General features: G+C 68.2%; 23 protein-coding genes. 1 reads left to right on the forward strand and 22 read right to left on the reverse strand.

All coding sequences use genetic code 11. The features are described from left to right. Positions 1-121 precede the first annotated feature (121 nt). The 13 genes from BM060_RS21080 to BM060_RS21140 all read right to left on the reverse strand — a co-directional run bounded on the left by BM060_RS21080 (position 122) and on the right by BM060_RS21140 (position 13232). Complete coding sequence (locus BM060_RS21080; protein ID WP_074982681.1) at positions 122-1108, reverse strand: amidohydrolase family protein; 987 nt, start codon at positions 1106-1108, stop codon at positions 122-124. After that, positions 1105-1677 carry a 3-hydroxyanthranilate 3,4-dioxygenase gene (locus BM060_RS21085; protein ID WP_074982683.1) on the reverse strand — a complete coding sequence of 191 codons (573 nt, stop codon included), beginning with the start codon at positions 1675-1677 and terminating at the stop codon, positions 1105-1107. The genes BM060_RS21080 and BM060_RS21085 overlap by 4 nt, the downstream gene beginning before the upstream one ends. A gap of 20 nt (positions 1678-1697) precedes the next feature. Then, positions 1698-2123 (reverse strand): RidA family protein, encoded by a 426-nt coding sequence (locus tag BM060_RS21090; RefSeq protein WP_074982685.1) that lies wholly within the window; start codon positions 2121-2123, stop codon positions 1698-1700. Beyond that, positions 2120-2908 (reverse strand): 2-keto-4-pentenoate hydratase, encoded by a 789-nt coding sequence (locus BM060_RS21095; RefSeq protein ID WP_074982687.1) that lies wholly within the window; start codon positions 2906-2908, stop codon positions 2120-2122. Before BM060_RS21095 ends, BM060_RS21090 begins: the two co-directional genes overlap by 4 nt. A gap of 406 nt (positions 2909-3314) precedes the next feature. Continuing rightward, a complete protein-coding gene (gene mhpE, locus BM060_RS21100) occupies positions 3315-4325 on the reverse strand; it encodes a 4-hydroxy-2-oxovalerate aldolase (protein WP_074982689.1) in 1011 nt (336 codons plus the stop codon). Then, a complete protein-coding gene (locus BM060_RS21105) occupies positions 4322-5254 on the reverse strand; it encodes an acetaldehyde dehydrogenase (acetylating) (RefSeq protein ID WP_074982691.1) in 933 nt (310 codons plus the stop codon). Before BM060_RS21105 ends, mhpE begins: the two co-directional genes overlap by 4 nt. 148 nt (positions 5255-5402) lie before the next feature. Next, entirely contained in the window at positions 5403-6209 is an 807-nt protein-coding gene (locus tag BM060_RS21110; protein ID WP_074982693.1) for a 2-keto-4-pentenoate hydratase, read from the reverse strand. Between the two features lie 15 nt (positions 6210-6224). Further along, a complete protein-coding gene (locus BM060_RS21115; protein WP_425352272.1) occupies positions 6225-7685 on the reverse strand; it encodes a 2-hydroxymuconic semialdehyde dehydrogenase in 1461 nt (486 codons plus the stop codon). A gap of 177 nt (positions 7686-7862) precedes the next feature. Beyond that, entirely contained in the window at positions 7863-9122 is a 1260-nt protein-coding gene (locus BM060_RS21120) for an OprD family porin (RefSeq protein WP_074982697.1), read from the reverse strand. 199 nt (positions 9123-9321) lie between these two features. Next, the gene (locus BM060_RS21125) at positions 9322-10521 is read right to left on the reverse strand and encodes a benzoate/H(+) symporter BenE family transporter (protein ID WP_074982699.1); all 1200 of its coding nucleotides are present in this window, start codon (positions 10519-10521) and stop codon (positions 9322-9324) included. A 293-nt stretch (positions 10522-10814) separates the two neighbouring features. Beyond that, on the reverse strand, positions 10815-11744 hold the full coding sequence (gene catA / locus BM060_RS21130; RefSeq protein ID WP_074982701.1) for a catechol 1,2-dioxygenase: 930 nt from the start codon (positions 11742-11744) through the stop codon (positions 10815-10817). Positions 11745-11798: 54 nt separating this feature from the next. Further along, positions 11799-12089 carry a muconolactone Delta-isomerase gene (gene catC, locus BM060_RS21135; protein WP_064583587.1) on the reverse strand — a complete coding sequence of 97 codons (291 nt, stop codon included), beginning with the start codon at positions 12087-12089 and terminating at the stop codon, positions 11799-11801. Positions 12090-12110: 21 nt separating this feature from the next. Continuing rightward, entirely contained in the window at positions 12111-13232 is a 1122-nt protein-coding gene (locus tag BM060_RS21140; RefSeq protein WP_074982703.1) for a muconate cycloisomerase family protein, read from the reverse strand. Between the two features lie 154 nt (positions 13233-13386). On the opposite strand from BM060_RS21140, the gene BM060_RS21145 reads away from it, so the two are divergent. Beyond that, a complete protein-coding gene (locus tag BM060_RS21145) occupies positions 13387-14259 on the forward strand; it encodes a LysR family transcriptional regulator (protein ID WP_009619307.1) in 873 nt (290 codons plus the stop codon). Between the two features lie 9 nt (positions 14260-14268). Here BM060_RS21145 and BM060_RS21150 read toward each other — a convergent pair whose 3' ends face one another. From BM060_RS21150 to BM060_RS21190, 9 genes are all read right to left on the reverse strand, one after another. Beyond that, positions 14269-15615, reverse strand: a complete 1347-nt coding sequence (locus BM060_RS21150) for an OprD family outer membrane porin (protein WP_074982705.1) — start codon at positions 15613-15615, stop codon at positions 14269-14271. 43 nt (positions 15616-15658) lie between these two features. Further along, complete coding sequence (locus BM060_RS21155; RefSeq protein WP_083426805.1) at positions 15659-17164, reverse strand: amidase; 1506 nt, start codon at positions 17162-17164, stop codon at positions 15659-15661. 81 nt (positions 17165-17245) lie between these two features. After that, entirely contained in the window at positions 17246-18574 is a 1329-nt protein-coding gene (locus tag BM060_RS21160; RefSeq protein ID WP_074982707.1) for an MFS transporter, read from the reverse strand. Between the two features lie 157 nt (positions 18575-18731). After that, complete coding sequence (locus BM060_RS21165) at positions 18732-19505, reverse strand: 1,6-dihydroxycyclohexa-2,4-diene-1-carboxylate dehydrogenase (RefSeq protein ID WP_074982709.1); 774 nt, start codon at positions 19503-19505, stop codon at positions 18732-18734. A gap of 103 nt (positions 19506-19608) precedes the next feature. Further along, the gene (benC, locus tag BM060_RS21170; RefSeq protein ID WP_074982711.1) at positions 19609-20622 is read right to left on the reverse strand and encodes a benzoate 1,2-dioxygenase electron transfer component BenC; all 1014 of its coding nucleotides are present in this window, start codon (positions 20620-20622) and stop codon (positions 19609-19611) included. Between the two features lie 10 nt (positions 20623-20632). After that, positions 20633-21118, reverse strand: a complete 486-nt coding sequence (gene benB, locus BM060_RS21175) for a benzoate 1,2-dioxygenase small subunit (protein WP_074982713.1) — start codon at positions 21116-21118, stop codon at positions 20633-20635. Continuing rightward, entirely contained in the window at positions 21118-22482 is a 1365-nt protein-coding gene (gene benA, locus BM060_RS21180) for a benzoate 1,2-dioxygenase large subunit (RefSeq protein ID WP_074982714.1), read from the reverse strand. The genes benB and benA overlap by 1 nt, the downstream gene beginning before the upstream one ends. A 785-nt stretch (positions 22483-23267) precedes the next feature. Next, entirely contained in the window at positions 23268-24221 is a 954-nt protein-coding gene (locus BM060_RS21185) for an AraC family transcriptional regulator (protein ID WP_074982716.1), read from the reverse strand. Positions 24222-24453: 232 nt separating this feature from the next. Continuing rightward, a complete protein-coding gene (locus tag BM060_RS21190; RefSeq protein WP_009619290.1) occupies positions 24454-24867 on the reverse strand; it encodes a type IV pilin protein in 414 nt (137 codons plus the stop codon). Positions 24868-24877 lie beyond the last annotated feature (10 nt).

Below are 24877 nucleotides of genomic sequence, written 5' to 3' on the forward strand. Positions count from 1 at the left end.
CGGCCGCCGCTCCCTGCCGGTCTATCCGCATAGTCGGCGGCTTCGATCCGCTGAGTGCCGATGCGCTCGCCGCGCCGTCCGGCCCGCTGCCGCCGGGTCGGAAGCCACCGCGTGTCCCCTCTCAAAGGCCGAAGAAAGCCTGGGCGTTGCCGGCGCAGATGCGCGCCTTGTCCTGCTCGCTGAGCTGCGGGTGTTCCAGCACGCCGGCGCCGATGCTCTGTTCGCCCAGCGGGAAGGGCGAGTCGGAGCCGAGCATCACGCGGTCGGCGCCCATCACGTCCACCAGCAGGCGCAGCGCGCCGGGGTCGAATACCGCCGAGTCGACGAAGAAGCGCTTGACGTAGCTGGACGGCAGTTGCGGGCAGTCCTCGCGGACGATGTCGCGGTGGCGCCAGGCGTTGTCCACCCGCCCGAGCAGGAAGGCGAAGCCGCCGCCGCCGTGGGCGAAGCAGATGCGCAGCGACTCGGGCAGGCGCTCGAAGGCGCCGGAGAGGATCAGCGAGAGGATGCCCAGCTGGGTTTCCGCCGGCATGGCCACCAGCCAGGGCAGCATCCACTTCTTCATGCGCTCGCGGCCCATCATGTCCCAGGGGTGCACCAGCAGCGGGATGCCTTCGTTGGCGCAGTGGCGCAGGAAGATCTCCAGGCCGGAATCGTCCAGGTCGCGCTCGCCGACGTGGTTGCCGATCTGCACGCCGACGTGGCCGCAGGCCATGGCCCGGCTGGCTTCGCGGCAGGCGGCGTCAATGTCCTGCAACGGCACCTGGGCCAGCACCTTGAGGCGCTCCGGGGCGGCGGCGGTCATCTCCAGGGCGCGGTCGTTCATCAGCTGCGCCCAGGGCAAGGCGCGTTCGATGGGCTGGTCGTAGCCGAACATCACCGGGGTGGCGCACATCACCTGGGCGTCCAGGCCCTGCTCGTCCAGGTGTTCGATGCGTCGCACCGGGTCCCAGAGCACGTCGTGCACCGGGCGGAACGGCTTGTCGCCGAGCATGATCTGCCCGCGCCGGCCCTCGGTGTGCAGCCAGGGCGCGCGCTGCGGGTGCAGGCGCGCGGCCTCGGCCTGGGTGATGCGCGGGAAGAAGTGCGAGTGGATGTCGATCTTCATACGGAGTGGAACTCGTTGAGTGTCTGGTGCCAGGCCTGCCAGTCGCGGCCGGGATGGATCTCGCCGCATTCGTGGCAGCGGCGTTCCTCGTCGGAGGTGGCGTAGAACTGCTCGTACACCGGCGGCAGGTCGGCGACGATGCTTTGCAGCTGCATCTCGTAGCGCTTGATCAGGCAGCCGCAGCGCGCGCAGGACCATTGCAGGGCGTCATGCTGGCCCGCCGGGCGGCGGTGCTCGATGACCAGGCACAGGCTGCCGGGCTCGGGGCGCTGCGGCGAATGGATGACGTGCGGGGCCATCAGGTAGATGTCGCCTTCCTTGAGGTCCACCCGCTCGTAGCGGCCGCGGTCCCAGATGTTCAGGTAGGCGTTGCCCTTGAACTGGTAGAAGAACTCTTCCACCGGGTCGTCGTGGAAGTCGGTGCGCTGGTTGGGGCCGCCGACCACGGTGACCATGTAGTCGCTGCCCTGCCAGATCTGCTGGTTGTTCACCGGCGGCTCGAGCAGGTGGGCGTGCTCGTCGAGCCAGCGGTTGAAATTGAAGGGGGCGCTGAAGTGGTGCTTGTCCATTGTTGTTGTCTCCCAGCGGTTCAACGGGTGCGGGGGGCGTAGGCCACCGCCTTGATCTCGATGCGCAGGTGCGGGTGCGGCAGTTGGTGCACGGCCACGGTGGTGCGGGTCGGGCCGTTCTCGTCGAAGTACTGGGCGTAGACCTGGTTGTAGCCGCCGAAGTCGTTCATATCGACGAGGAAGCTGCTGATCTCGACCACGTCCGACAGTCGCGCGCCCTCGCTGGCGAGGATGTCGCGGATGTTCTCGATCACCGCGCGGGTCTGGGCGCGGATGTCGAGGTTGGTGGTGCCCATGGCGTCCACCTCGACGCCGACGAAGCTGTTGTCCGGGCGCCGCGAGCTGGTGCCGGAGACGAAGAGGAAATCACCGGCGCGCTTGATGTGCGGGAAGCGCCCGCGCGGGGTGGCCTTGCCGGCGACCACGGTGGATTTGTTGTCGCTCATGCTGCTGCTCCTTGAGGGTTGCGGACGCTGAAACTGCTCTGCCCCAGGCCCTGGACTTCGACGCTGACGTGCATGCCGGGGCGCAGCGCCTCGGCGGCGGTGGCGGCGCCGGCCATCACCAGGCTGCCGGCGGGCAGTTCGATCTGCGCCTGGTGCAGCAGGCGCGAGGCCTGCACCAGGCTGCGCAGCGGGTTGCCGAGGATGGCGGCGGTGGAACCGGCCTGGACCACGCGGCCATCCAGGCGCAGCACCACGCCGGCATTGGCCAGGGCGCTGAAGTCCCGCGACCAGGGGCCGACGGTGAGGCCGGCGGAGGAGCAGTTGTCCGCCACCACGTCCTCGAGGCTGAACTTGAAGGCCTGGTAGCGCGAGTCGATGATCTCCAGCGCCGGGGCCACGGCCTCGATGTAGTCGGCGGCTTCCAGCAGGGTCAGCGGGCGGTCGATGGCGCGGCGGGTGAGGAAGCAGACTTCCGGCTCGACGCGCGGGTGGATGTAGCGGGCCAGGTCGACCAGGTCGCCGTCCTCTTCCAGCATGGCGTCGGTGAGCCAGCCCCAGATCAGGCTGTCGACGCCCATCTGGACCATCTTGGCGCGGCTGGTGAAGCCCAGCTTGACGCCGATGCTGCGCTCGCCGTCGTCGTAGCGGCGCTGCATGGAAGCGCGCTGGATGCGATAGGCGTCATCCAGGTTGAAGGGCGTGCTGGCGCTGAATTGCGCCAGGGGTTCGGCATGCCGCGCGGCCTGGTCGAGGGCCTGGGCGATGCGGGGGATGTCGGTGCTCATGTGTGGTGCTCCTGCAATTCAGGCTTTTCGTAGGAGCGAGCTTGCTCGCGAACCCGGTCTCGCAGCGGGGGTTGGTTCGCGAGCAAGCTCGCTCCTACAGGCTAGGTCGGTGCTTTCGTAGGATGGGTTGAGCCTGCGAAACCCATCAGGCATAGCGATGGGTATCGCAGGCTCAACCCATCCTACGGGGGTGTTTCTCCTGCGCCTCCGCCACGTCGTTCCCGTGTAGGAGCGCGCCCTGCGCGCGAATCGCAGGCAGGGCCTGCTCCTACAGTCGAGGTCGAGGTCAGCAGGGGCGCGGCCTCGAAGGCGCTGGATCCCCGCGTTCGCGGGGATGACGGGGGAAACGCAACCCCTTCCCTTACCCGTCACTCCCGCGAACGCGGGAGCCCAGCGACTCCGGCGCCTACCGGCTGGCCAGCAGGTCCAGGGCCACGTCGACGATCATGTCTTCCTGGCCGCCGACCATGCGCCGCTTGCCCAGCTCGACGAGGATGTCCACCGCCTTGATGCCGTACTTGGCCGAGGCCACCTCGGCGTGGCGCAGGAAGCTCGAATAAACGCCGGCGTAACCGAGCGCGAGGGTTTCGCGGTCGACGCGCACCGGGCGGTCCTGCAGTGGGCGCACCAGATCGTCGGCGGCGTCCATCAGCGCATAGAGGTCGGTGCCGTGGTGCCAACCGAGCTTGTCGGCGGCGGCGATGAAGACCTCCAACGGCGCGTTGCCCGCTCCCGCGCCCATACCCGCCAGGCTGGCATCAATGCGGTTGCAGCCCTCCTCCACCGCGGCGATGGAGTTCGCTACGCCGAGGCTGAGGTTGTGGTGGGCGTGGATGCCGGTTTCGGTTTCGGGCTTCAGGACAGCCTTCACGGCACGGAAGCGCGCGCGGATGTCATCCATGTTCATCGCACCACCGGAATCGACGACGTAGATGCAGGTGGCGCCGTAGCTCTCCATCAGCTTGGCCTGTTGGGCTAAACCTTCAGGGGTTTGCATGTGGCTCATCATCAGGAAGCCCACGGTGTCCATGCCGAGTTCGCGGGCATATTCGATGTGCTGCTTGGACACATCGGCTTCGGTGCAATGGGTGGCCACGCGGACCACGCGGGCGCCAGCGTTGTAGGCGTTCTTCAGGTCGTGGATGGTGCCGATGCCCGGCAACAGCAAGGTGGCGATCTTCGCGTGCTTCACCACGTCCGCCGCCGCTTCGATCCACTCCAGATCGGTGTGGGCGCCGAAGCCGTAGTTGAAGGACGAGCCTTGCAGGCCATCGCCGTGAGCGACTTCGATGGAGTCCACCTTGGCGAGGTCGAGTGCGGCAGCAATCGCACGCACATCCTCCAGCGAATACTGATGGCGGATCGCGTGCATGCCATCGCGCAGGGTCACATCGGAGATATAGAGTTTCTGGCTCATACCGAAGCCCCCATTGCCTGCGCCATGCGCTCAGCGGTGGCCAGCGCGGCGGAGGTCATGATGTCGAGGTTGCCGGCGTAGGCCGGCAGGTAGTGGGCGGCGCCTTCCACTTCGAGGAACACCGAGGTCTTCAGGCCGCTGAAGCTGCCGTGGCCGGGGATATTCAGGTCGGTCACCAGGTCGAACTGCACCTTCTGCTTCAGGCGGTAGCCGGGAACGTAGGCCTGCACGGCAGCGGCCATTTCCTCGATGCTGGCCTCGACCTTGGAGGGGTCCACCGCCTCGCTCAGCACGTACACGGTGTCGCGCATGATCAGCGGCGGCTCCGCCGGGTTCATGATGATGATCGCCTTGCCCTTCGCCGCCCCGCCGATCACTTCGATGGCTTTCGAGGTGGTCTCGGTGAACTCGTCGATATTGGCGCGGGTACCGGGACCGGCGGATTTCGAAGCGATGGAGGCAATGATTTCCGCGTAGTGGACTTTGGCCACACGGGACACCGCCGCCACCATCGGAATGGTCGCCTGCCCGCCGCAGGTCACCATGTTCACGTTGCTGGCCGTGAGGTGCTGCTCCAGGTTGACCACCGGCACGCAATACGGACCGATCGCTGCCGGGGTCAGGTCGATCATCCGCAGCCCGGGCTTAACGCCGAGCAGGAAGGCATCGTTCTTCACGTGGGCGCTGGCGGAAGTGGCATCGAAGACGAAGTCGATGTCGGCGAACACCGCCAGCTTCACCAGCCCTTCGACACCCTCGTGGGTCGTCGCCAGGCCCAGGCGGGCGGCGCGGGCCAGGCCGTCGGAGGCCGGGTCGATGCCGACCATGGCGACCACTTCCAGGTGCTGCGCGTTGCGCAGGATCTTGATCATCAGGTCGGTGCCGATATTGCCGGAACCGATGATGGCGGCTTTGCGTTTTTTACTCATGGCATCCCTCGAAAAGCATTCGATCAAGAGCAAAGAGCTCGATTAAGAGCGCTGAAGGCTGGAGGCTGAACGACAAGCAGTCCCTGCCACGGTGGAGGTCGGCGCTCTTTCGTCCAGCCCTCCAGCCTCCAGCGCTTTTTTCGGCTTTTTAGCTCTGCACGAAGGCCGCGCTGACGCGGCCCAGGCCCTGGATTTCGGCGCTGAATACGTCGCCCGGGCGCACCGCCACCATCGGCCCGAGGGCGCCGGTGAGCACCACGTCGCCGGCGCGCAGCGGCTCGCCCAGGCGGGCCATGGTGTCGGCCAGCCAGAGCGCGGCGTTCAGCGGGTTGTCCAGGCAGGCGGCGCCGGCGCCGACGGAGACCGGTTCGCCGCGCAGGCTCAGGCTCATGCCGCAGTTCACCAGGTCCAGCCGCTCCAGGCGCACCGGGCGGCTGCCGAGGACGAAGAGCCCGGAGGAGGCGTTGTCCGCCACGGTATCGAGCAGGCTGATGTCCCAGTTGGCGACGCGGCTGCCGACGACCTCGATGGCCGGCAGGGCGAAGGCAGTGGCGCGGATGATGTCGGCCAGGGTGTGGCGCTCGTGGCACAGGTCGTGTTCCAGGACCAGGGCGATTTCCGCCTCCACCTTGGGCTGCTGGCAGTCGCCCCAGGCGATGGGCTGGCCGTCGCCGCGGGCCATCTGGGCGAACAGGCGGCCGAAGTCCGGCTGCTCGACGCCCAGTTGGCGCTGCACGGCGCGGGAGGTCAGGCCGATCTTGTGGCCCACCGGGCGCCAGCCGGCGGCGATGTCGGCGACGTTGTTGCGTTGCTGTACGGCGTAGGCCAGGTCGAGGGCAGCGGCCCCCTGTTCGTTGGCGGCCTGCTGGACGAGGTCGCGCACCGGCGCGCACGGCTGGCCCTGTTCACGGGCCCGGCGCAGGCGTGCGGCGGCTTCGGCGATGGCTGGATGCATGGGCTTCTCCTGGCCTCAGGGGTTGACGCAGATGGTGGTGAGTTCGGAATAGAAATCCAGCGAGTGGCGGCCGCCCTCGCGGCCCAGGCCGGACAGCCGGGCGCCGCCGAAGGGCGTGCGAAGGTCGCGCAGGAACCAGGTGTTGACCCACACCATGCCCACGTGGATGCGCCGCGAGACGCGGTGCGCGCGGCCCAGGTCGCGGGTCCACAGCGAGGCGGCCAGGCCGTAGGCGGAGTCGTTGACGCGGCGCAGCACTTCCTCGTCGCTGTCGAAGGGCGCGATGTGGCAGACCGGGCCGAAGACTTCCTCGCGCATGCAGCGGGCATCGTCGGCGAGGCCGGTCCAGATGGTCGGCTGGACGAAGGCGCCGTTGTCGCGCGCATCGCCGAACTTCGGCACGCCGCCGCCGCTGACCGCCGTGGCGCCCTCCTCGCGGGCCAGCTGGAAGTAGCCCAGCACCTTGTCGCGGTGCTTGTGGGAGATCAGCGAGCCCATGTTCACGCCGTCTTCGTCGGGGTAGCCGATCTTCAGCTGCTCGGCGCCTGCCTTGAGCGCAGCGACGAAGCGTTCGTAGATCGGCCGCTCGACGTAGACGCGCTCGGAGCACAGGCAGACCTGCCCGGAGTTGGTGAAGCTGGAGCGCAGCACGCCGGCCACGGCGGCATCGAAGTCGCAGTCGGCGAAGACCACCGCGGCGTTCTTGCCGCCCAGTTCGAAGGAGACTTCGCGCACGCCTTCGGCGGCGGCGCGCATGATGGTCGAACCGGTGCGCGACTCGCCGGTGAAGGTGATGGCGTCGACTTCCGGGTGGCGGGTGAGGAACTCGCCGGCGGAGTTCGGCCCGAAGCCGTGGACCAGGTTGAAGGCCCCGGCGGGCACGCCCACCTCGTGCATCACCTCGGCCAGCAGGGTGGCGCTGGAGGGCGTGTCTTCCGAGGGCTTGACCACCACCGAGTTGCCGCAGGCCAGGGCCGGCGCGACCTTCCAGGTGAGCAGCAGCAGCGGCAGGTTCCACGGCGAGATGATCGCTACCACGCCATGGGGCTTGCGCACCGTGTAGCTGAACACGTCGCTGCCGTCGCCGGTGCGCATCTCGAAGAACTCGCTGCCGCCCTGGCGCACCAGGTCGGCGAAGGTACGGAAGTTCTGCACGCCACGGGCCACGTCGAGGCTGCGGGCCTGGTGCACGGGGCGGCCGGTGTCGGCCACCTCGGCAGCGACGAAGTCCTCGAAGCGCCGCTCGATGCCGTCGGCGATGCGTTCCAGCAGCTCGGCGCGCTGGGCGGCGCTGTAGCTGGCCCAGGGGCCGTTCTGCGCCTGCGCGGCGGCGCTGACCGCGGCATCGACTTCCACCTCGCCGGCCTCGCAGACCTGGCCGAGGACGCGGCCATCCACCGGGGAGACGTTGTCGAAGGTGCGGCTGCTGGCTACGAAAGCTCCGGCGATGTAGTGGCGGAGCAAGGAATGGGACACGGCGACCTCCTGCATAGGCTTGTTTTTCGCCGAGTCTAGGGAGGCCGCCTATAAGCGGATAATCAAAAAAGCGCTCTCAGGTATCCCTTACAGGAATACCGGAAATACCCTCGGGCGCCCTCCTTCATCCGCCCCGGTAGCCGGGGCGGACAGGGGGCCAAGCGGCCCCGGAGAGGTTCAGAACAGCTTCCAGGTGTAGCTGAGGATCAGGCGGTTCTCGTCGATGTCGCTGCGGTAGTTGGAGCGCGCCATGACGTTGCGCACGCGCACGTTGAGCCCGGCCACCGGGCCGCTCTGCACGGTGTAGCCGATGTCCAGGTCGCGCTCGCGGTCCTTGCCCTCGAAGCCCTGCCCGGTGTCGACGTTGTTGCCGCTGATGTAGCGCACGGTGGTGGTCAGGCCGGGCACGCCGAGGGCGACGAAGTCGTAGTCGTAGCGCACTTGCCAGGAGCGCTCGTCGGTGGAGGCGAACTCGTAGGTCGGCACCTCGTTGCCCAGCGGCGAGACGTTGGCGAACACCCGGGGGAAGGCGCTGTCGCCGAACATGCCCTGGTAGCCGAGGTAGAAGGTGTGCCCGCCATGCCTGGCCGAGAACAGCGAGTAGAAGGCGCGGTTGTCGATGTCGCCGAGCAGGTGCTTGCCGTCCTCGCTGGCATCGAAGTAGCCGAGGTTGGCGCCCAGCACCCAGTCGCCCAGCGGCTGGGCGTGCTTGAGGCCGAGGAAGCGCTGTTTGTAGATGTCTTCCAACTGGCCGTACCAGGCGCTGACGCGGGTGCGCTTGCCGTTGAAGTCGTAATCGCCGCCCGCGTAGTTGAAGGCGTCGCTCTCGGCCTGGCGCTGCGGCTGGTAGCTGAGCATGGCGAGCATCTTCTCGTCGCCGCCCTCGTTGCGCAGGTGGGTGGAGGTGAGGTGCCCGGCCTGCAGGGTCAGCCCGGGGATTTCGCTGGAGGTCAGCGAGGTGCCCTGGTAGCTGGGCGGCAGCAGGCGGATGTCGCTGAACACCAGCACCGGCAGGTTGGGCTGCAGCTCGCCGATTTTCAGCTCGGTCTTCGAGAACTTCATCTTGCCGGCCACGCCCAGGCGGCTGTAGTCGTCCGGCGCGCGGCCGTCGCCGCCCACCGGCAGCAGGCCGCTGTTGGTGCGGTCGGGGCTGCTGTCCAGCTTCAGGCCCAATACGCCGATGGCGTCCAGGCCGAAGCCGATGGGCCCCGGGGTGTAGCCGGAACGGAAGTCGAGGATGAAGCCCTGGGCCCACTCCTCCGCCTTGGACTGCCGGTTGGGCCCGACGATGTCGGAGAAGTCGCGGCTGAAGTAGTAGTTGCGTGCCTGCAGGGTGGCGCTGGCACCTTCGATCAGCCCTTCGGCCGCGGCCGCCGGCTGGGCGGCGGCCACGCCGATGCCCAGCGCGACGGCGGTCACGCATACGCGATTGCTCATGGTTTTCTCTTGTTCTTATGGTTGTGCGATCCCCTGCCGAGCGACCGGAGGGCCGCGGCTTGGCGCAGGGCGGGGAGTCATGTATCGGCGACGGGGGCCCGGGGCTGTCCGCTTCGATCAGCCGCCCTGCCCTGCTTCCGCTGCCGTGTTGCCTTGGGCGGACGCCCCGGCCGGGCGCCCGCTTGCCGTTGCCCGATGGTCAGGCGCGCACGGCGCGCGCCTCGCGTTGAGGAGTGCGGCGGCGCACCAGCAGCAGGTGCGCGGCCAGGCCGAAGATCAGGCCCCAGAAGGCCGCCGACAGGCCGAGGAAGGACATGCCCGAAGCGGTGACCAGGAAGGTGATCAGCGCCGCCTCACGGTCCTCGGGCACGCCCATGGCGCCGGCCAGGGCTCCGCCGATGGCGCCGAACAGCGCAAGGCCGGCCAGCGCGGCGATCAGCTCGCGAGGGAAGGCGCTGAACAGCGACACCAGGGTCGCGCCGAACAGCCCCAGCAGCAGGTAGGCGACGCCGCCCACCACCCCGGCGACGTAGCGCCGCGCCGGATCCTCGTGGGCCTCGCGGCCGGTGCAGATGGCCGCGGTGATGGCGGCGAGGTTCAGGCCGTGGCAGCCGAAGGGCGCCAGCAGCAGGGTGCCCAGGGCGCTGCTGGCGATCAGCGGGCGCGCCGGGGTCTGGTAGCCGTCGTTGCGCAGCACGGCGATGCCCGGCACGAACTGCCCGGTGAGCGCCACCACCACCAGCGGCAGGGCGATGTTGAGCAGCGCGTGCAGGCTGAACTCAGGGGCGATCCATTGCGGCGTGGCCAGGCCGATCACCAGCGCCGAGGCGTTCAGCTCGCCGCCGCCGATGGCCATGGCGCAGCCCACCAGCAGCACCAGGGCCACCGCGTAGCGCGGCGCCAGGCGCTTGCCCAGCAGGTAGGCGACGAACATGGCCAGGACCAGCGCCGGCTTGGCCTGCAGCGAGACGAACAGCTGGGTGCCGAAGCTGAACAGGATGCCGGCGAGCATGGCCGCCGAAATGGCCGGCGGCAGCTTGCCGACCACACGGTCGAAGGCGCCGGAGATGCCCACCAGGAAGATGATCAGGCTCGACACCAGGTAGGCGCCCACCGCCTCGTTCAGGCTGATGCCCGGCAGCAGCGCCACCAGCAGCGCCGAGCCGGGCGCCGACCAGGCGATCACCAGCGGCACCTTGTAGCGCAGGCTGAGGAGGATGCCGAGCACGCCGCTGCCGATGGAGATCGCCCACACCCAGGACGATACGGCGGCGTCGGGCAGGCCGGCGCTCTTGGCCGCCTGGAAGATGATCACCAGGGGGCCGGCGTAGGAAATCAGGGTGGCGATCAACCCGGCCACCAGGGCGGACAGCGAGAAGTCGCGGATGAGGTCTTTCATGGCGCCTCACTTTTTCTTGTTCTGCACGCAAGGCTTCGCCGTGCCGGCAAGCCGGCTCGGGACGATGCCTGGGGTAACCGTGTAGGAGCGAGCTTGCTCGCGAACCCAGCCTCGCAGCGGGGGTTGGTTCGCGAGCAAGCTCGCTCCTACACCGTTTTCTGGGTTATTCCCCTTCGGGCCAGCGCAAGCGCTGTTCGCAATGGAGCCGCGTCCCGCGTTCGCGGGAATGACGGGTTGAGAGTCGTGTTTCCCGACGTCATTCCCGCGCACGCGGGAACCCAGTGGACAGCGCCTCAGGCGCCCTGCACCTGCAGCGCGCGCGGGCGGTGGCTGCGCTGTTCGTCTTCGGCGCTGGCGGCCTTCTGCAGCTGGAAGCTGAATTCCAGCTCGGCGACGCGGCCGTCGATGCCGCGGACGTTGTCGGCGAACTTCACTTCGCCGACCAGGCCGTCGCGGGTGGCGTAGGCGAAGTCGTCCCACAGGTACTGGTCGCCCGACAGGTTGATCTGGGTGGTCAGGTGGCGGTAGCCGGGCGCCGAGATGAAGAAGTGGATGTGCGCCGGGCGCTGGCCGTGGCGGCCGAGCTGGTCCAGGCATTCCTGGGTCGGGCCCTGCGGGTCGCAGCCGTAGCCGCTGGGGACGATGCTGCGGGCGCGGTAGCGGCCCTCGGCGTCGGTGGTGATGCGGCGGCGCAGGTTGTACTCGGACTGGCTCTGGTCGAAGTAGGAGTAGTTGCCCTTGGTGTTGGCGTGCCACAGGTCGACGGTGGCGCCGGCGACGGGCTTGCCGTCCAGGTCCAGCACCTGGCCTTCGAGGAACATCACGGTGGCCACGCCGTCTTCGCTGCCGTCGTCCATGCGCGCCTCGCCCTCGACGATGGGCGCGCCGGCCACGTACAGCGGGCCTTCGATGGTGCGCGGGGTGCCGCCGGTCTTGCCGATCTGCGCGTCCTTGGCGTCGTTGAGCAGGTCGATGAAGTGCTCGATGCCCAGGCCGGCCACCAGCAGGCCGGCTTCGCCGCGGCCGCCCAGGCGGTTCAGGTAGTCCACGGCGGTCCAGAATTCGTCGTCGGTGACTTCCAGGTCCTCGATGAGTTTCGCGGTGTCCTGCAGCACGCGCAGGACGATCTGCTTCAGGCGCGGGCTGCCGTTGTCGTTGCCGTAGCCGGCGGCTTCTTCGAAGAACTTCTGGATCTCGGCAGTCTGGGAAATCTTCACGGTCATGATATTCACCTCGTCTTGTTCTTATACAAGGGTTTCGTCGTTGGGGTTCAGGGCTCAGCGGTCATCGGCATGGATGGAGGACGGATGGCGGCAGAGTCCGTCGACCTCGATGTCCATGTAGGGGAACAGCGGCAGTTGCATCAGGGTGTCGTGCAGTGCCTCGACGCTGGCGACGTCGAAGACGCTGTAGTTGGCGTAGTGCCCGGCGATGCGCCACAGGTGGCGCCACTTGCCCTCGCGCTGCAGGCGCTGGGCCAGTTCCTTCTCGTCGGCCTTGAGCTGGGCGGCGCGGGCCGGGTCCATGTCGACGGGCAGTTTCACCGTCATCTTCACGTGGAACAGCATGGGGCTTCTCCTCTCTCTAAATCAGGGGCGGCGGAAGCGCTTGAGGCGCTCCTCGTCCAGGCTCAGGCCGAGGCCCGGGGCGTTGGGCACCAGCAGTTGGAAGTCGCGGTACACCGGCGGCTCGGCGACGATTTCCTCGGTCAGCAGCAGCGGGCCGAACAGTTCGGTGTGCCAGGTCAGCTGCCTGAGAGTGAGGAAGGCGTGGGCCGAGGCCAGGGTGCCGATGGCGCCTTCGAGCATGGTTCCGCCGTACAGGGCGATGCCGGCCGCCTCGGCGATCTGCGCGGTGCGCAGCACGGCGCGCGGGCCGCCGTTCTTGGCGATTTTCAGGGCGAAGATGCTGGCGGCGCCGTCGGCGGCCAGGCTGAAGGCGTCCTCGACGCTCTCGATGGATTCGTCGGCCATGATCGGCGCCGGGCTGCGCAGGTTCAGGCGCACCTGGCCGGCGCGGTTGATCCGCGAGATGGGCTGCTCGACGAGGTCGATGCCGTTCTCGCCGAGCACCTGGCAGCCGCGGATGGCCTGGGATTCGTCCCAGTACTGGTTGACGTCCACGCGCACGCTGGCGCGCTCGCCCAGGGCGCGCTTGATCGCCACCACGTGCTTGAGGTCCTGCTCCAGCGGGTTGGCGCCGATCTTCAGCTTGAAGATGCGGTGGCGGCGCAGGTCGAGCATGCGCTCGGCTTCCTCGATGTCGCGGGCGGTGTCGCCGCTGGCCAGCGTCCAGGCCACTTCCAGGCCGTCGCGCACGCGGCCGCCGAGCAGTTCGCTGACGGCCAGGCCCAGGCGCTTGCCCTGGGCGTCGAGCAGCGCGGTTTCCACCGCCGAGCGGGCGAAGGTGTTGCCCTTGATGGCCTTGTCCAGGCGCTGCATGGCGGCGTTGATGTTGCAGGCGTCCTGGCCGATCAGCAGCGGCGCGAAGTGCGCCTCCAGGTTGGCCTTGATGCTTTCCGGGCTTTCGTTGCCATAGGCCAGGCCACCGATGGTGGTGGCCTCGCCGAGGCCTTCGATGCCGTCGCTGCAGCGCAGGCGCAGGATCACCAGGGTCTGCTGCTGCATGGTGTGCATCGCCAGCTTGTGCGGGCGGATGGTCGGCAGGTCGACGATGATCGCTTCGAGGCGTTCGATCAGGGCTTGGGTCATCTCGGGTTCCATATCACGCTAGGCTGCTTGTCGAGGCCCGGCCGTCTGGTGCGGCCGATACCTTCCAGGTCTTTTGTTGCACACCGAAGGATTGCGCCAGCGGTGGCGAGCAGTCCAATATCATTGCCCTCTCGTTCCATACCCTGGAGGTATCATGGAGCTTCGACACCTGCGGTACTTCCAGGCGGTCGCCGAAACCCTCAACTTCACCCGCGCCGCCGAGCGCCTGCACATCGCCCAGCCGCCGCTGAGCCGGCAGATCCAGCAGCTGGAGGAGCTGCTCGGCGTCGAGCTGCTGGAGCGCGGCCGGCCGCTGCGCCTGACCGAGGCCGGGCGCTTCTTCTACGAGCAGAGCGGCACCCTGCTGGAGCAGTTGCAGAACATCTGCGACAACACCCGGCGCATCGGCCTGGGCCAGCGCCAGTGGCTGGGCATCGGCTTCGCGCCTTCGACGCTCTACGCGGTGCTGCCGGAGCTGATCCGCGAGCTGCGCGGCGACACCGAGCTGGAGCTGGGCCTGCAGGAGATGACCACCCTGCAGCAGGTCGAGGCGCTGAAGAGCGGGCGCATCGACATCGGCTTCGGGCGCATGCGCTTCGACGACCCGGCCATCCACCAGCAGGTGCTGCGCGAGGACCCGCTGGTGGCGGTGCTGCCCACCGGGCACCCGCTGCTGGGCGCGCCGGTGAGCCTGCAGCGGCTGTCCCGCGAGCCCTTCGTGCTGTACCCGGCCAACCCGCGACCGAGCTATGCCGACCACGTGCTGGCTCTGTTCGCCAACCACGGCCTGGGCATCCGCGTGGCGCAGTGGGCCAACGAGCTGCAGACCGCCATCGGCCTGGTCGCCGCCGGCCTGGGCGTGGCCCTGGTACCGGCCTCGGTGCAGCAGCAGCACCGCCCGGACATCGGCTACGTCGCCGTGCTGGAGCCCGAGGCGGTGTCGCCGATCGTCCTCAGCCGCCGCGCCGGCGACGTCAGCGCCATGGTGCAGCGCTGCCTGGCGCTGATCGAGCAGGTCAACCGCTGAGCGGGCCACTCAGAGCAGCCTCAGGGGCGCGTCGATGATCAGGCGGAACTCCTCCAGGTTGCCCTCGATCTGTCCCGCGCTGGCGCGGTGCCAGATGTAGCCGGTCGACAGGCCGACGCCGCGCAGCGGCCCGGACTGCACGGCGTAGCTGAGCAGGCCGCCGACCTCGTAGTGGCTCTCGCCCTTCTGCCCCAGCACCGAGTTGTAGGCCGCGCGGGGGCCGCCGTTATAGCCGCTGCCGTCGATGCCCCAGCCCTTCACGTACCAGAACAGGCTCTTGAACCCCGGCAGGCCGTAGGGCGTCCAGTCGGTGCCATAGCTGACCTGGAAGGAGCGCTCGTTGGGCCCGTTGTAGTACGAGAGCATGGCGTTGGGCAGGTCGAAGGCGTTGGACTCGGCGGGGAAGTCGAAGTACTCGTCGCCGTCGATCTGCTGGAAGGCCAGCTTCAGCGTGTGGTTGGCGTAGCCCGGCGTGACGCTCGCGCCGTAGGCCCGCTGGCTGATGCGCCCGGCGTTCTCGCGGCCGCTGGAGCGGGTGTCGTAGAAGTCCAGGCGCAGGCCCAGGTTCAGTTCGCCCAGGCGGTAGCGTTGCGCCCAGCCGGCGTAGGTGCGGTCCCAGACATCGTCGAAGCGCGACAGGTAGAGGCTGGCCCGGCCCCGCTCGCCGAGGCGGTAGTCGCCGCCGGCATAGGCGATCCAGTCGCTTTCCACCAGGCGCGTGGTGAAGGTCAGGCTCAGGTCCTGGCTGCCGGCGCCGGTGCGCGGCGTGGCGCGCTGGAAATGCCCGGCCTTGAAGGTCAGCCCGGGCAGGTCATGGCTCTCCAGCGAGAAGCCATCGAAGGAAGCCGGCAGGGTGCGGGTGTCGGCGTAGCTCATCACCGGCGTGCGAACCTGCTGGCGACCGAGCTTCGCCTCGGTTGCGCCGGCTTTCAGCTTGAGCGCGGCGATGCCCACCTTGCCCCATTGGTCCACCACCTCGCCGTCGCGCTCCACCAGCAGGCGGGTGCTGCCGCCGGCCACCGCTTCGCGGCTGCGTTCCAGAGCCACCGCGCCGTACAGCGAGAAGTCCATGCCCAGGCCCTGCTCGCCCTGGCTGTAGCCGGACTGGTAGTCGAGCTTCAGGCCCTGCAGCCAGGCCACGCGGTCGCGCACCGGGCGCCCGCCCTCGTCGTCGGGCACCCGGAAGTAGCTGTCCTTGCGGGCGATTTCATGGGAGTACCAGTGGCGGGTGTTCAGCACCAGCGAGCTGTCTTCGAACAGGCGGCGCTCGTCGGCCAGGGCCAGTTCGGCGGTAAAGGGCGCCAGCAGCGCCAGGGGGCCGGCGAAGCGCCGGGTCCGGGTTTCGCTTATGTGCATCGGGTCATGCCTCTTCATTGTTGTTGTCGTCTGGCATGGGCGCTCAGGCGGGCCCGGTCCGATAGGCGCGCGGCATCCGCGCCGCCGCCTCGATCACCGCGGCCACCTGGAAGCAGCGGTCCTCGCGGTAGTGGTCGGCGATGACCTGCACGCCGGCCGGCAGGCGCTCGCCCTGCAGGCCGCTGGGCACGCTGAGCGCCGGCAGGCCGCTGAGCGCGACGCTCATCAGGATCGCCTGCTGGCGCATGATCCGCGCCATGGCCTCGCCGCCCTGGGCATCCAGGCCCCAGGGCAGCGGCGCGCTGGCGGAGACCGGGGCGATCAGCGCGTCGTAGCGCTGGAACAGCGCGCGCCACTTCACCCGCAGGTTGTTGCGGGTGGCCAGCGCCACGACGTATTCGTCCAGGCCGGTCTCCGGCGTCGCCTCCAGCATGCCCTGCACGGCCGCTTGCAGCGCCTCGCTGCCCTCGCGCTGCATGACCGGCAGCAGTTGCAGGCGGATCTCGGTCATGACGATGCGCAGCCAGGTCTGGGTGGCCAGCTCGTGGTCCGGCAGGCTCACCGGCTCGACGCGGTAGCCGGCGTCCTCGAGCATCTTCGCCACCGCCGCCAGGTTGTCCCGCACCGAAGCGTCGAGGGGGATGCCGGGCAGTTCGTTGACCAGGCCGACCACCCGCTTCTCGCGCGCCTCGGGCGCTGCTACGGGGCTCACCCAGTTGGGGTCGGCGCCGCCGCTGCTGGCCATCGCCAGGAAAGCCAGGCGCGCATCGGCCACGCTGCGCGCCAGCGGCCCCTGGGTGGCGATCTGCTGCCCGGCGAAGCCCAGGCCGAGCCCGGTGGGAATGCGCCCGACGCTGGGGCGCAGGCCGACCACGCCGCAGGCATAGGCCGGGTAGCGGATGGAGCCGGCGATGTCGTTGCCGTGGGCGATCGGGCACATGCCCGCGGCCACGGCCGAGGCCGCTCCGCCGCTGGAGCCGCCCGGGGTGATGTCGGCGCGCCAGGGGTTCAGCGTGCGGCCGTACAGCGGGCTTTCGGTGTACCAGCGGAAGGAGAACTCCGGCGTGCTGGTCAGGCCGATGATGACCGCGCCGTTGTCCAGCAGGTTCTGCACCACCGGGCTGTTGTCGGCGGCGATGTTGTCGCGGCGCGCCAGAATCCCGTTGGTGTTGGGCTGGCCGGCCACGTTCTGGTTGATCTTGACGGTGACCGGCACCCCGTGCAGCGGCGGCAGCGCGTCGTCGCCCCGCCGCTGGTCGGCGCGCTGCGCCGCGCGCAGGGCTTCGTCGCGCATCTCGTGGACCACGGCCTTGAGCCCGGGGTTGGCCTCGGCGATGCGCCCGAGGCAGCTTTCCACCGCCTCCCGGCTGCTGATGGCGCCGCGGGCGATGCCGGCGGCCAGTTCGCTGGCCTGCCACTGCCACAGCGGCGCGTCCGGCAGCGTAAGCGCCGCCTGCCCTTGTTTCACGCTGGCGGCCAGCGCGTTCCTGCCGAGCAGCAAGCCGGCGGACAAGGCCGCGGCACCGGTCATGAAATCTCTGCGTTGCATGCTGTTCCCTCCTTGGCTCCCGTCAACGCGGAAGCCTGCGGCGGGCGCCGGAGTGGCCGGCCCCGCCCTTCCGTTGTCGGTTCAGGCCTGGGCTTCGGCCAGGGGCGCGACCACCCGCTCGCTGCGGCTGACCAGGTACATGGCCAGGGCCGCCAGCGCGCCGGGGATGGCGAAGGCCATGAAGTTCAGGTGCAGCGGCAGCTCGATGGCCAGCAGCGAGCCGCCCAGCAGCGGGCCGACGATGGCGCCGTTGCGGCCGATGCCCGAGGCCCAGCCAAGGCCGGTGGAGCGGATGGCCAGGCCGTAGAACTGCGCGGCGGTGGCGTAGAGCAGGATCTGCGTGCCGATGGTGGTGGCCCCGGCGATGCCGATCAGCAGGTAGAGCACCGGCATCGGCGTATTGAAGCCCAGCAGGGTGATGGAAACGGCGGCGGCGACGAAGAACAGCGCCACCACCTTGGGCAGGTTGAAGCGGTCGCCCAGCCAGCCACCGAAGATGGCCCCGAACATGCCGCCGAAGTTCAGCGCCAGCAGGAACGACAGGCTCGAACCCAGGCTGTAGCCGGCGTTGGCCATCAGCTTCGGCAGCCAGGAGCTGAGCGCGTAGACCATCAGCAGGCAGCAGAAGAACGCCACCCAGAGCATCAGGGTGCGCAGGGCGCGGCCCTCGCGGAACAGCTCAAGCACCGGCGCGCCCTGCGGCTTGCTCTCGCCCAGGTGCAGCTCGGCGGCGGCCTCCAGGGTGGTTTCCGGGGAAATGCGGCGGAGGATGGCGCGGGCCTGTTCGGTACGCCCCTGGCGCAGCAGGAAGCCCACCGACTCCGGCAGCTGCCAGAGGATCAGCGGCAGCATCAGCAGCGGCAGCAGCGCGGCGAAGAACATCGCCTCCCAGCCGAAGCGCGGCAGCATGTAGATGCCCACGCCGGCGGAGAGCATGCCGCCCAGGGAATAGCCGCTGAACATCACCGCCACCAGGGTGCTGCGCAGCTTCCTCGGCGCGTATTCGTTCATCAGCGCCACCACGTTGGGCATCAGCCCGCCGATGCCCAGGCCGGCCATGAAGCGGCAGATGCCGAACTGCGTGGGGTTGCTGGCGAAGCCGTTGACCACGGTGAAGCCGGAGAAGAGCACGAAGCAGATGGCGATGCCCTTCTTGCGCCCGACCTTATCGGCCAGCGGGCCGAAGAACAGCGCCCCGGCCATCATGCCGAACAGCGCATAGCTGCCCAGCGCGCCGGCCTGCAGCGGGGTCAGGCCCCACTCCTTCATCAGCACCGGCAGCACCACGCCGTAGATGAACAGGTCGTAGCCGTCGAAGATCAGCAGCAAGGCGCACCAGGCCATGACCATCCAGTGGAAGCGGCCGAAGCGCGCATTGTCGATGACGTCGTGTACGTCGATTTTCCGCATGGCATCACTCTCTTTTTTGTTGTTGTGCGAGAAGCCGTTGGGGCCGCGTCGTGGGCGGTCCGTCTTTACGTAGGATGGCGTTGAGCGCAGCGATACCCATCAACGCTGGGCGATGGGTATCGCCTTCGGCTCAACCCATCCTACGAATGTGCCTGGTTCAACCCAGGTCGCCACCGCCTACCGGCAGGGTCACGCCGGTGATGTAGGAAGCCTCGTCGGAGGCCAGGAAGAGGATGGCGCCGACCTGTTCGTCGATGCTGCCGTAGCGCTTCATCAGGCTGCTGCTCACGGTCTGGTCGACGATCTGCTGGTACCAGACCTTCTCCTGCGGGCTCTGCTCGGCGGCGTTGCGCGGGATGCGCCGCGGCGGCGCCTCGGTGCCGCCCGGCGCGGTGGCGTTGACGCGCACGCCGCGCTCGGCGGCCTCGAAGGCCAGGCAGGCGGTCAGCGCGTTCACCCCGCCCTTGGCCGCGCCGTAGGGCACGCGGTTGACGCCGCGGGTGGCGATGGAGGAGACGTTGACGATGGCCCCGGCGCCCTGCTCCAGCATCGGCACCAGGGCGGCGCGGCAGCACCACAGGGTGGGGAACAGCGAGCGCCGCACTTCGGCCTCGATCTCGTGCTCGGCGTAGTGCTCGAAGGGCTTGGCCCAGATGGTGCCGCCGACGTTGTTGACCAGGATGTCCAGGCGGCCGAAGCGCTGCACGGCTTCGTTGACCACGCGCTGGGCTTCGGCGAATTGCTCCAGGTCGGCGGTGAGGGTCAGTACCTCGGCGTGTTGGCCGAGTTCGTCCTGCAGTTCGTGGACCAGCTCGGAGCGGTCCACGGCGACCAGGCGGGCGCCCTCTTGCGCCAGGCGCTCGGCGACACGGCGGCCGATGCCCTGGGCGGCGCCGGTGACCAGGGCGATCTTGTTGGCGAATCTGTTCATGGCTACCTCACGGGCTCAAGGGGTGCTGTAGGAGCGAGCTTGCTCGCGAATGGATTCCGCAGCGGGGCTTGTTCGCGAGCAAGCTCGCTCCTACGAAGTGCGCTTACGCCGCACTCGCCGCAAACTTCTCGTAGTAGAAATTCGCCGGCGTAATCCCCTGCTCGCGGATGTACGCGCTCACCGCCTCGACCATCGGCGGCGGGCCGCACAGGTAGATGTCCACTTCGCCTTCGTTGAGGTGCGCAGGCGTGATGTGCTGGGTGACGTAGCCCTTGTGCGGGTAGCTGCTCTCGGGGTTGGCCACGCAGGCGCTGAAGCTGAAGTTGGGGATGCGCGCGGCGAAGGCTTCGAGCTTGTCCAGTTCCACCAGGTCGAAGTCGTTGGTCACCCCGTAGATCAGGTGCAGCGGGTGTTCGCTGCCCTGTTCGGCGATCTTCTCCAGCATCGCGGTGAAGGGCGCCAGGCCCGTGCCACCGGCCAGCAGCAGCAAGGGCCGCTTGATGTCGCGCAGGTAGAAGCTGCCCAGCGGGCCGGCCAGTTCCAGGCTGTCGCCGGCCTTGGCCAGGCTGGTGAGGAAGCTGCTCATCAGCCCGCCGGGCACGTTGCGGATCAGGAAGCTGACCTCGCCGCCCTTCTGCAGCGAGCTGAAGGAATAGGCGCGGCTCTGGCCGCTGCCCGGCACCTGCAGGTTGACGTACTGCCCCGGCAGGAAAGCCAGCTTGCTCAGCGACTCGCCCTTGACCGACAGCGCGATGGTGCTCTCGGACAGCTGGCGCACCTCGCTGATAGCCGCCTGGTAGCTGGCCTGCTGGGTCTTGCACACGTCCGAGGCCGCCGGCACGCGTACCACGCAGTCGCTTTCGGCGCGCATCTGGCAGGTCAGCACGTAGCCCTGCTCGGCTTCTTCTTCGCTCAGCGCGTCCTCGATGTAGTCCTGGCCCAGGTCGTAGCGGCCGGCTTCGGCGAAGCACTTGCAGGTGCCGCAGGCGCCATCGCGGCAGTCCAGCGGGATGTTCACGCCCTGGCGATAGGCCGCATCGGCGACGGTTTCGTCGGGGTTGGCGTCGATGAAGCGGGTGACGCCGTCTTCGAAGTTCAGTGCGATCGAATAGCTCATGGCGGCCACCTCAGATGTGGTAGATGTCGATGACCTGGCGGACGTAGTCGTTCTTCAGCACGACCTTCTTGGCCTTGATCAGCGGGTTCTCGCCGCGCAGGTCGATGGCGTAGAAGCTGGTGCCGAAGTAGCTGTCGGTGGTCTTGTAGCGGAAGCTCAGGGTGTGCCAGTTGAAGCGCACCTGGCAGATGCCGTCTTCCTCGCCCAGCACTTCGATGTTGCTGATGTTGTGCGAGGTGCGGGTGTCCGGCATGGTCGCGCTGGAGCGTTCGGTCTTGATGCGGAACACGCGGTCTTCCAGGCCGCCGCGGTTGCCGTACCAGATCAGCGAGATTTCCCGCTGCGGGTCCTGGGTCAGTTCGTCGCGGTCGTCCCAGGCCGGCATCCAGAAGCTGGCGTCGCTGGCGTACAGCTCCAGCCAGGCGTCCCAGTCCTTGTCGTCGAGGTAGCGGGCTTCGCGGTAGAGGAAGTCGCGGACGGTTTCGTAGCGGCTCATCACACGGCCTCCTCGAGCGGAATGCGCTTGGCTTCTTCGGCGGCCAGGGCTTCGCTCATCGCCTGCAGCCAGTACTTGTGCTGCAGCACGAACAGGCCTTCGTCCTCGGTGCGCACGCCGGACAGCTGCGGGTGCAGGTCGATTTCCTGCGCGGCGGCGTCGGCGCCATCGATCCAGTGCGCAGCGCCGCGGGACATGTCGTTCCAGCCGTCGGCGCTGCCCTGGTAGGCCTGCTGGCAGGAGCGGAACTCCTCCAGGTCGTCCGGGGTGGCCATGCCGCTGACGTTGAAGAAGTCCTCGTACTGGCGGATGCGCTGGGCGCGGGCCTCCAGGCTCTCGCCTTTCGGCGCTATGCAGTAGATGGTGATCTCGGTGCGGTTGACGTCGATCGGCCGGGCGATGCGGATCTGCGAGCTGAACTGGTCCATCAGGTAGACGTTGGGGTACAGGCAGAGGTTGCGCGAGTTCTGGATCATCCAGTCGGCGCGGGCCTGGCCGAAGTCGGCGGCGAGCTGTTCGCGGCGCTCGAAAGCCGGGCGGTCCTCGGGGTTGGCCCAGCGCGTCCAGAGCAGCATGTGGCCATGCTCGAAGGAGTAGAAGCCGCCGCCGTGCTTGGCCCAGCCACCGGCGCTCATGGTCTTCACTTCCTCGCCGGCCTCGCGCTGCTTGCGCTGGTTCTGGGTGGCGGCGTAGTTCCAGTGCACGGAGCTGACGTGGTAGCCGTCGGCGCCGTTCTCGGCGGTGAGCTTCCAGTTGCCTTCGTAGATGTAGGTGGAGGAGCCGCGCAGCACTTCCAGGCCTTCGGGGGACTGGTCGACGATCATGTCGATGATCTTCGCCGACTCGCCCAGGTGCTCCACCAGCGGGCGCACGTCGGGGTTGAGGCTGCCGAAGAGGAAGCCGCGGTAGGACTCGAAGCGCGCCACCTTGGTCAGGTCGTGGGAGCCTTCGCAGTTGAAGCTCGACGGGTAGCCGGCCTCGGCCGGGTCCTTGACCTTGAGCAGCTTGCCGGAGTTGTTGAAGGTCCAGCCGTGGAACGGGCAGGTGTAGCTGGAGCGGTTGCCCGACTTGTGCCGGCAGAGCATGGCGCCCTTGTGGCTGCAGGCATTGAGGAAGGCGTTGAGCACGCCATCCTTGTTGCGCGCGATGAAGATCGACTGGCGACCGATCAGGGTGGTCAGGAAGTCGTTCTTCTCGGGAATCTGGCTTTCGTGGGCGAGGTAGACCCAGTTGCCTTCGAAGATGTGCTTCATCTCCAGTTCGAACAGGCGCGGGTCGGTGAACATTTCGCGCTTGCAGCGGTAGACGCCCTTGGCGGGGTCTTCTTCAAGCAGGGAACGCAAGTAGTCGATACCCAGGATCATGGCCGGGGCCTCCGTTGTTATTGTTCAGGCAGGCTCAGGTTAGGGCTGGGTGGGCGGGGGGAATATCCGCTTTGTGCAGAGCGTTATCCGGTTTTTGCAGGGGGGGTTGCGGGGTGTTTCGGGGGGCTTATGGGGGGCTTGATCCTGCCCTCGCGCCTCACCCCCCACCTTCGTCATTCCCGCGAACGCGGGAACCCAGTTGCCTTGGCTTGGGTGTTTCTGCGCCGCTCCGAGTCTGCCCAACCGTCTTGTTTCGCCCCCTCGGGCGAGTCCCTTTTGTCAAACGCCACAAAAGGAACCAAAAAGGCTTACCCCAACATACGGGCCCGATAAAGCCGGGATCCCCTCACGAACTCCCCCGCCACGGAGGCCCGCCCCGAGGGTACGTCCCTGTAGCCCGCGGGGCTCTCGCGACATCCATGTCGCATGACCTCCTGAGCGCGGGTTTCGTTCGGCCTTCTGAAGGGGCGTTTCAGAGTGCGCGGAGGTTTCTCTGGAAGTCCAAAAGCAAGAGCGAACGCGCTTTTGCTTTTGCTCTTCGTAGGAGCGAGCTTGCTCGCGAACCGCCCGTCACTGGGTTCCCGCGTTCGCGGGAATGACGGGGTGAGGTGAGGCGTTTCAGGATGACTCTAGATTCCCCACCCACTCCGAACAGCCCCCTCTCCCGCTTGCGGGAGAGGGTTGGGGAGAGGGCGCTCTTGAACCCAGCACCTACGCCCCCGGCAAACTCCGTTCGCGAGCAAGCTTGCTCCTACGAAGAGCGAAGAGCGAAGAGCCGCGCGGGCTCAGCCGCGGCGTTTGAGGGTTTCCGACGGCAGTTCGCCGAACTGCTGGCGGTAGCTTTCGGAGAAGCGCCCCAGGTGCAGGAAGCCGTAGTCCAGCGCCAGTTCGGTGACGCTGCGTACGTTGCAGCTGGGGTCGGAGAGGCAGGCGCGGATGCGTTCGAGCTTGCGTTGGCGGATGTACTGGCGCGGGGTGGCGCTGGCGTGGCGTTCGAACAGGGCGTAGAGCGAACGCAGGCTCATCTTCGCCTGGCGGGCCAGTTCCTCGATGTCGATGTCCTGCCGCAGGTTGCGCCCTATGTAGTCGTCGATGCGCTCGAAGCAGGCCATGGGCGCGGCCAGGCATTCGCGGCTGACGTTGGTCTGCAGCAGGGTCAGCAGCTTGCTGGCGACGATCTGCTGGTAGTGCTCCTCGATGCGCGGCAGGCGCTCGCTGGATTCGGCTTCCATGCAGACCATGCCCAGCAGGTTGACGAAGCCTTCCAGCTCGCCCAGGCGGTAGCGGCTCTCGGTGAAGCGCGGGCCCTGGCGCGGGTGGGCCCAGCGCTGTTCGGCGCAGATGCCTTCGAGCACCGCGGTGGGGATCTTGATGATGAATTTCTCGCAGTCGTCCGAGTAGGTCAGGTCGACCGGATCGTCCGGGTTGATCAGCAGCAGCTCGCCGGGCTCCAGGTAGTGTTCCCGGCCCTGGCCGCGCCACAGGCAGTGGCCGTGCAGCAGCACCTGCAGGTGGTAGATGGTCTCCAGCGCCGGCGAGGTGACGCGCACGGCGGCGCCGTAGCGGATGCGGCAGAGGTCGAGGCTGGCGAACTTGCGGTGGTTGAGGCTGGCCTCGGGGCGGCCGTGGGCGGGCATGCGCAGGGCGTGGTTGCCGACGTGCTGGTTGACGTAGCCGGACACCGCGTAGGGGTCGGCTCGCTCGAATACCCGGCTGCGCTCGCTCAGCAGGTTCTCCATACAGGCACTCACTCTTGTTGTTGTCGTCCGCGCTCTTCGTCGCGGCTCGTGCCCGTCCAGTCTATGCCGGGGCCGGGATGGCGGGGCCCGGCAGAGATGGACGGTCGTGCGGGCCACCCCGGATCGGGGACGGCTGGCCCGCGTAGCGTCCGGCCACCCTAAAGGCCGGAAGGCGGGCGGCGCAATTCGACCTGTGGCGCAGTGTTCGCTTATCGCACGCTTTCACCCCGGCTCATTGCCAGCAGCTGCTGGCCGTGCCGGTGCCGGTGGCGCCGCGGGTGCCGGCCTGGTCGAGGGTGAGCGTCAGGCATTCGCTGTCCCTGGCCTGGCTGCCGGTGGCCGTGGCGGTCAGGGTGTAGGTCGAGGCGCTGACGTTGGAGATGGCCAGGCCGTAGTACTGCAGGCTGGCGACGTAGCTGGTCATGTTCAGCGCCGCGGCGCTGCTGGCGTAGCTGTTGTTCTGCGCGAAGTAGCGCTCCTGCCGCGCCGCGGCCTCGCTGAGCAGCGCCTGGCCTTCGGCGCGGTGGCTGCGCAGCACGTACTTCTGGTAGCTGGGCAGCGCGATGGCCGCGAGTATCGCCAGGATGACCACGACGATCATCATTTCTATCAGGGTGAAGCCGCGGCTTCGCTGTGCAGGTTTCATCGCTGGCCCT

It is taken from the genome of Pseudomonas citronellolis, from assembly GCF_900112375.1.
GTDB lineage: Bacteria > Pseudomonadota > Gammaproteobacteria > Pseudomonadales > Pseudomonadaceae > Pseudomonas > Pseudomonas citronellolis.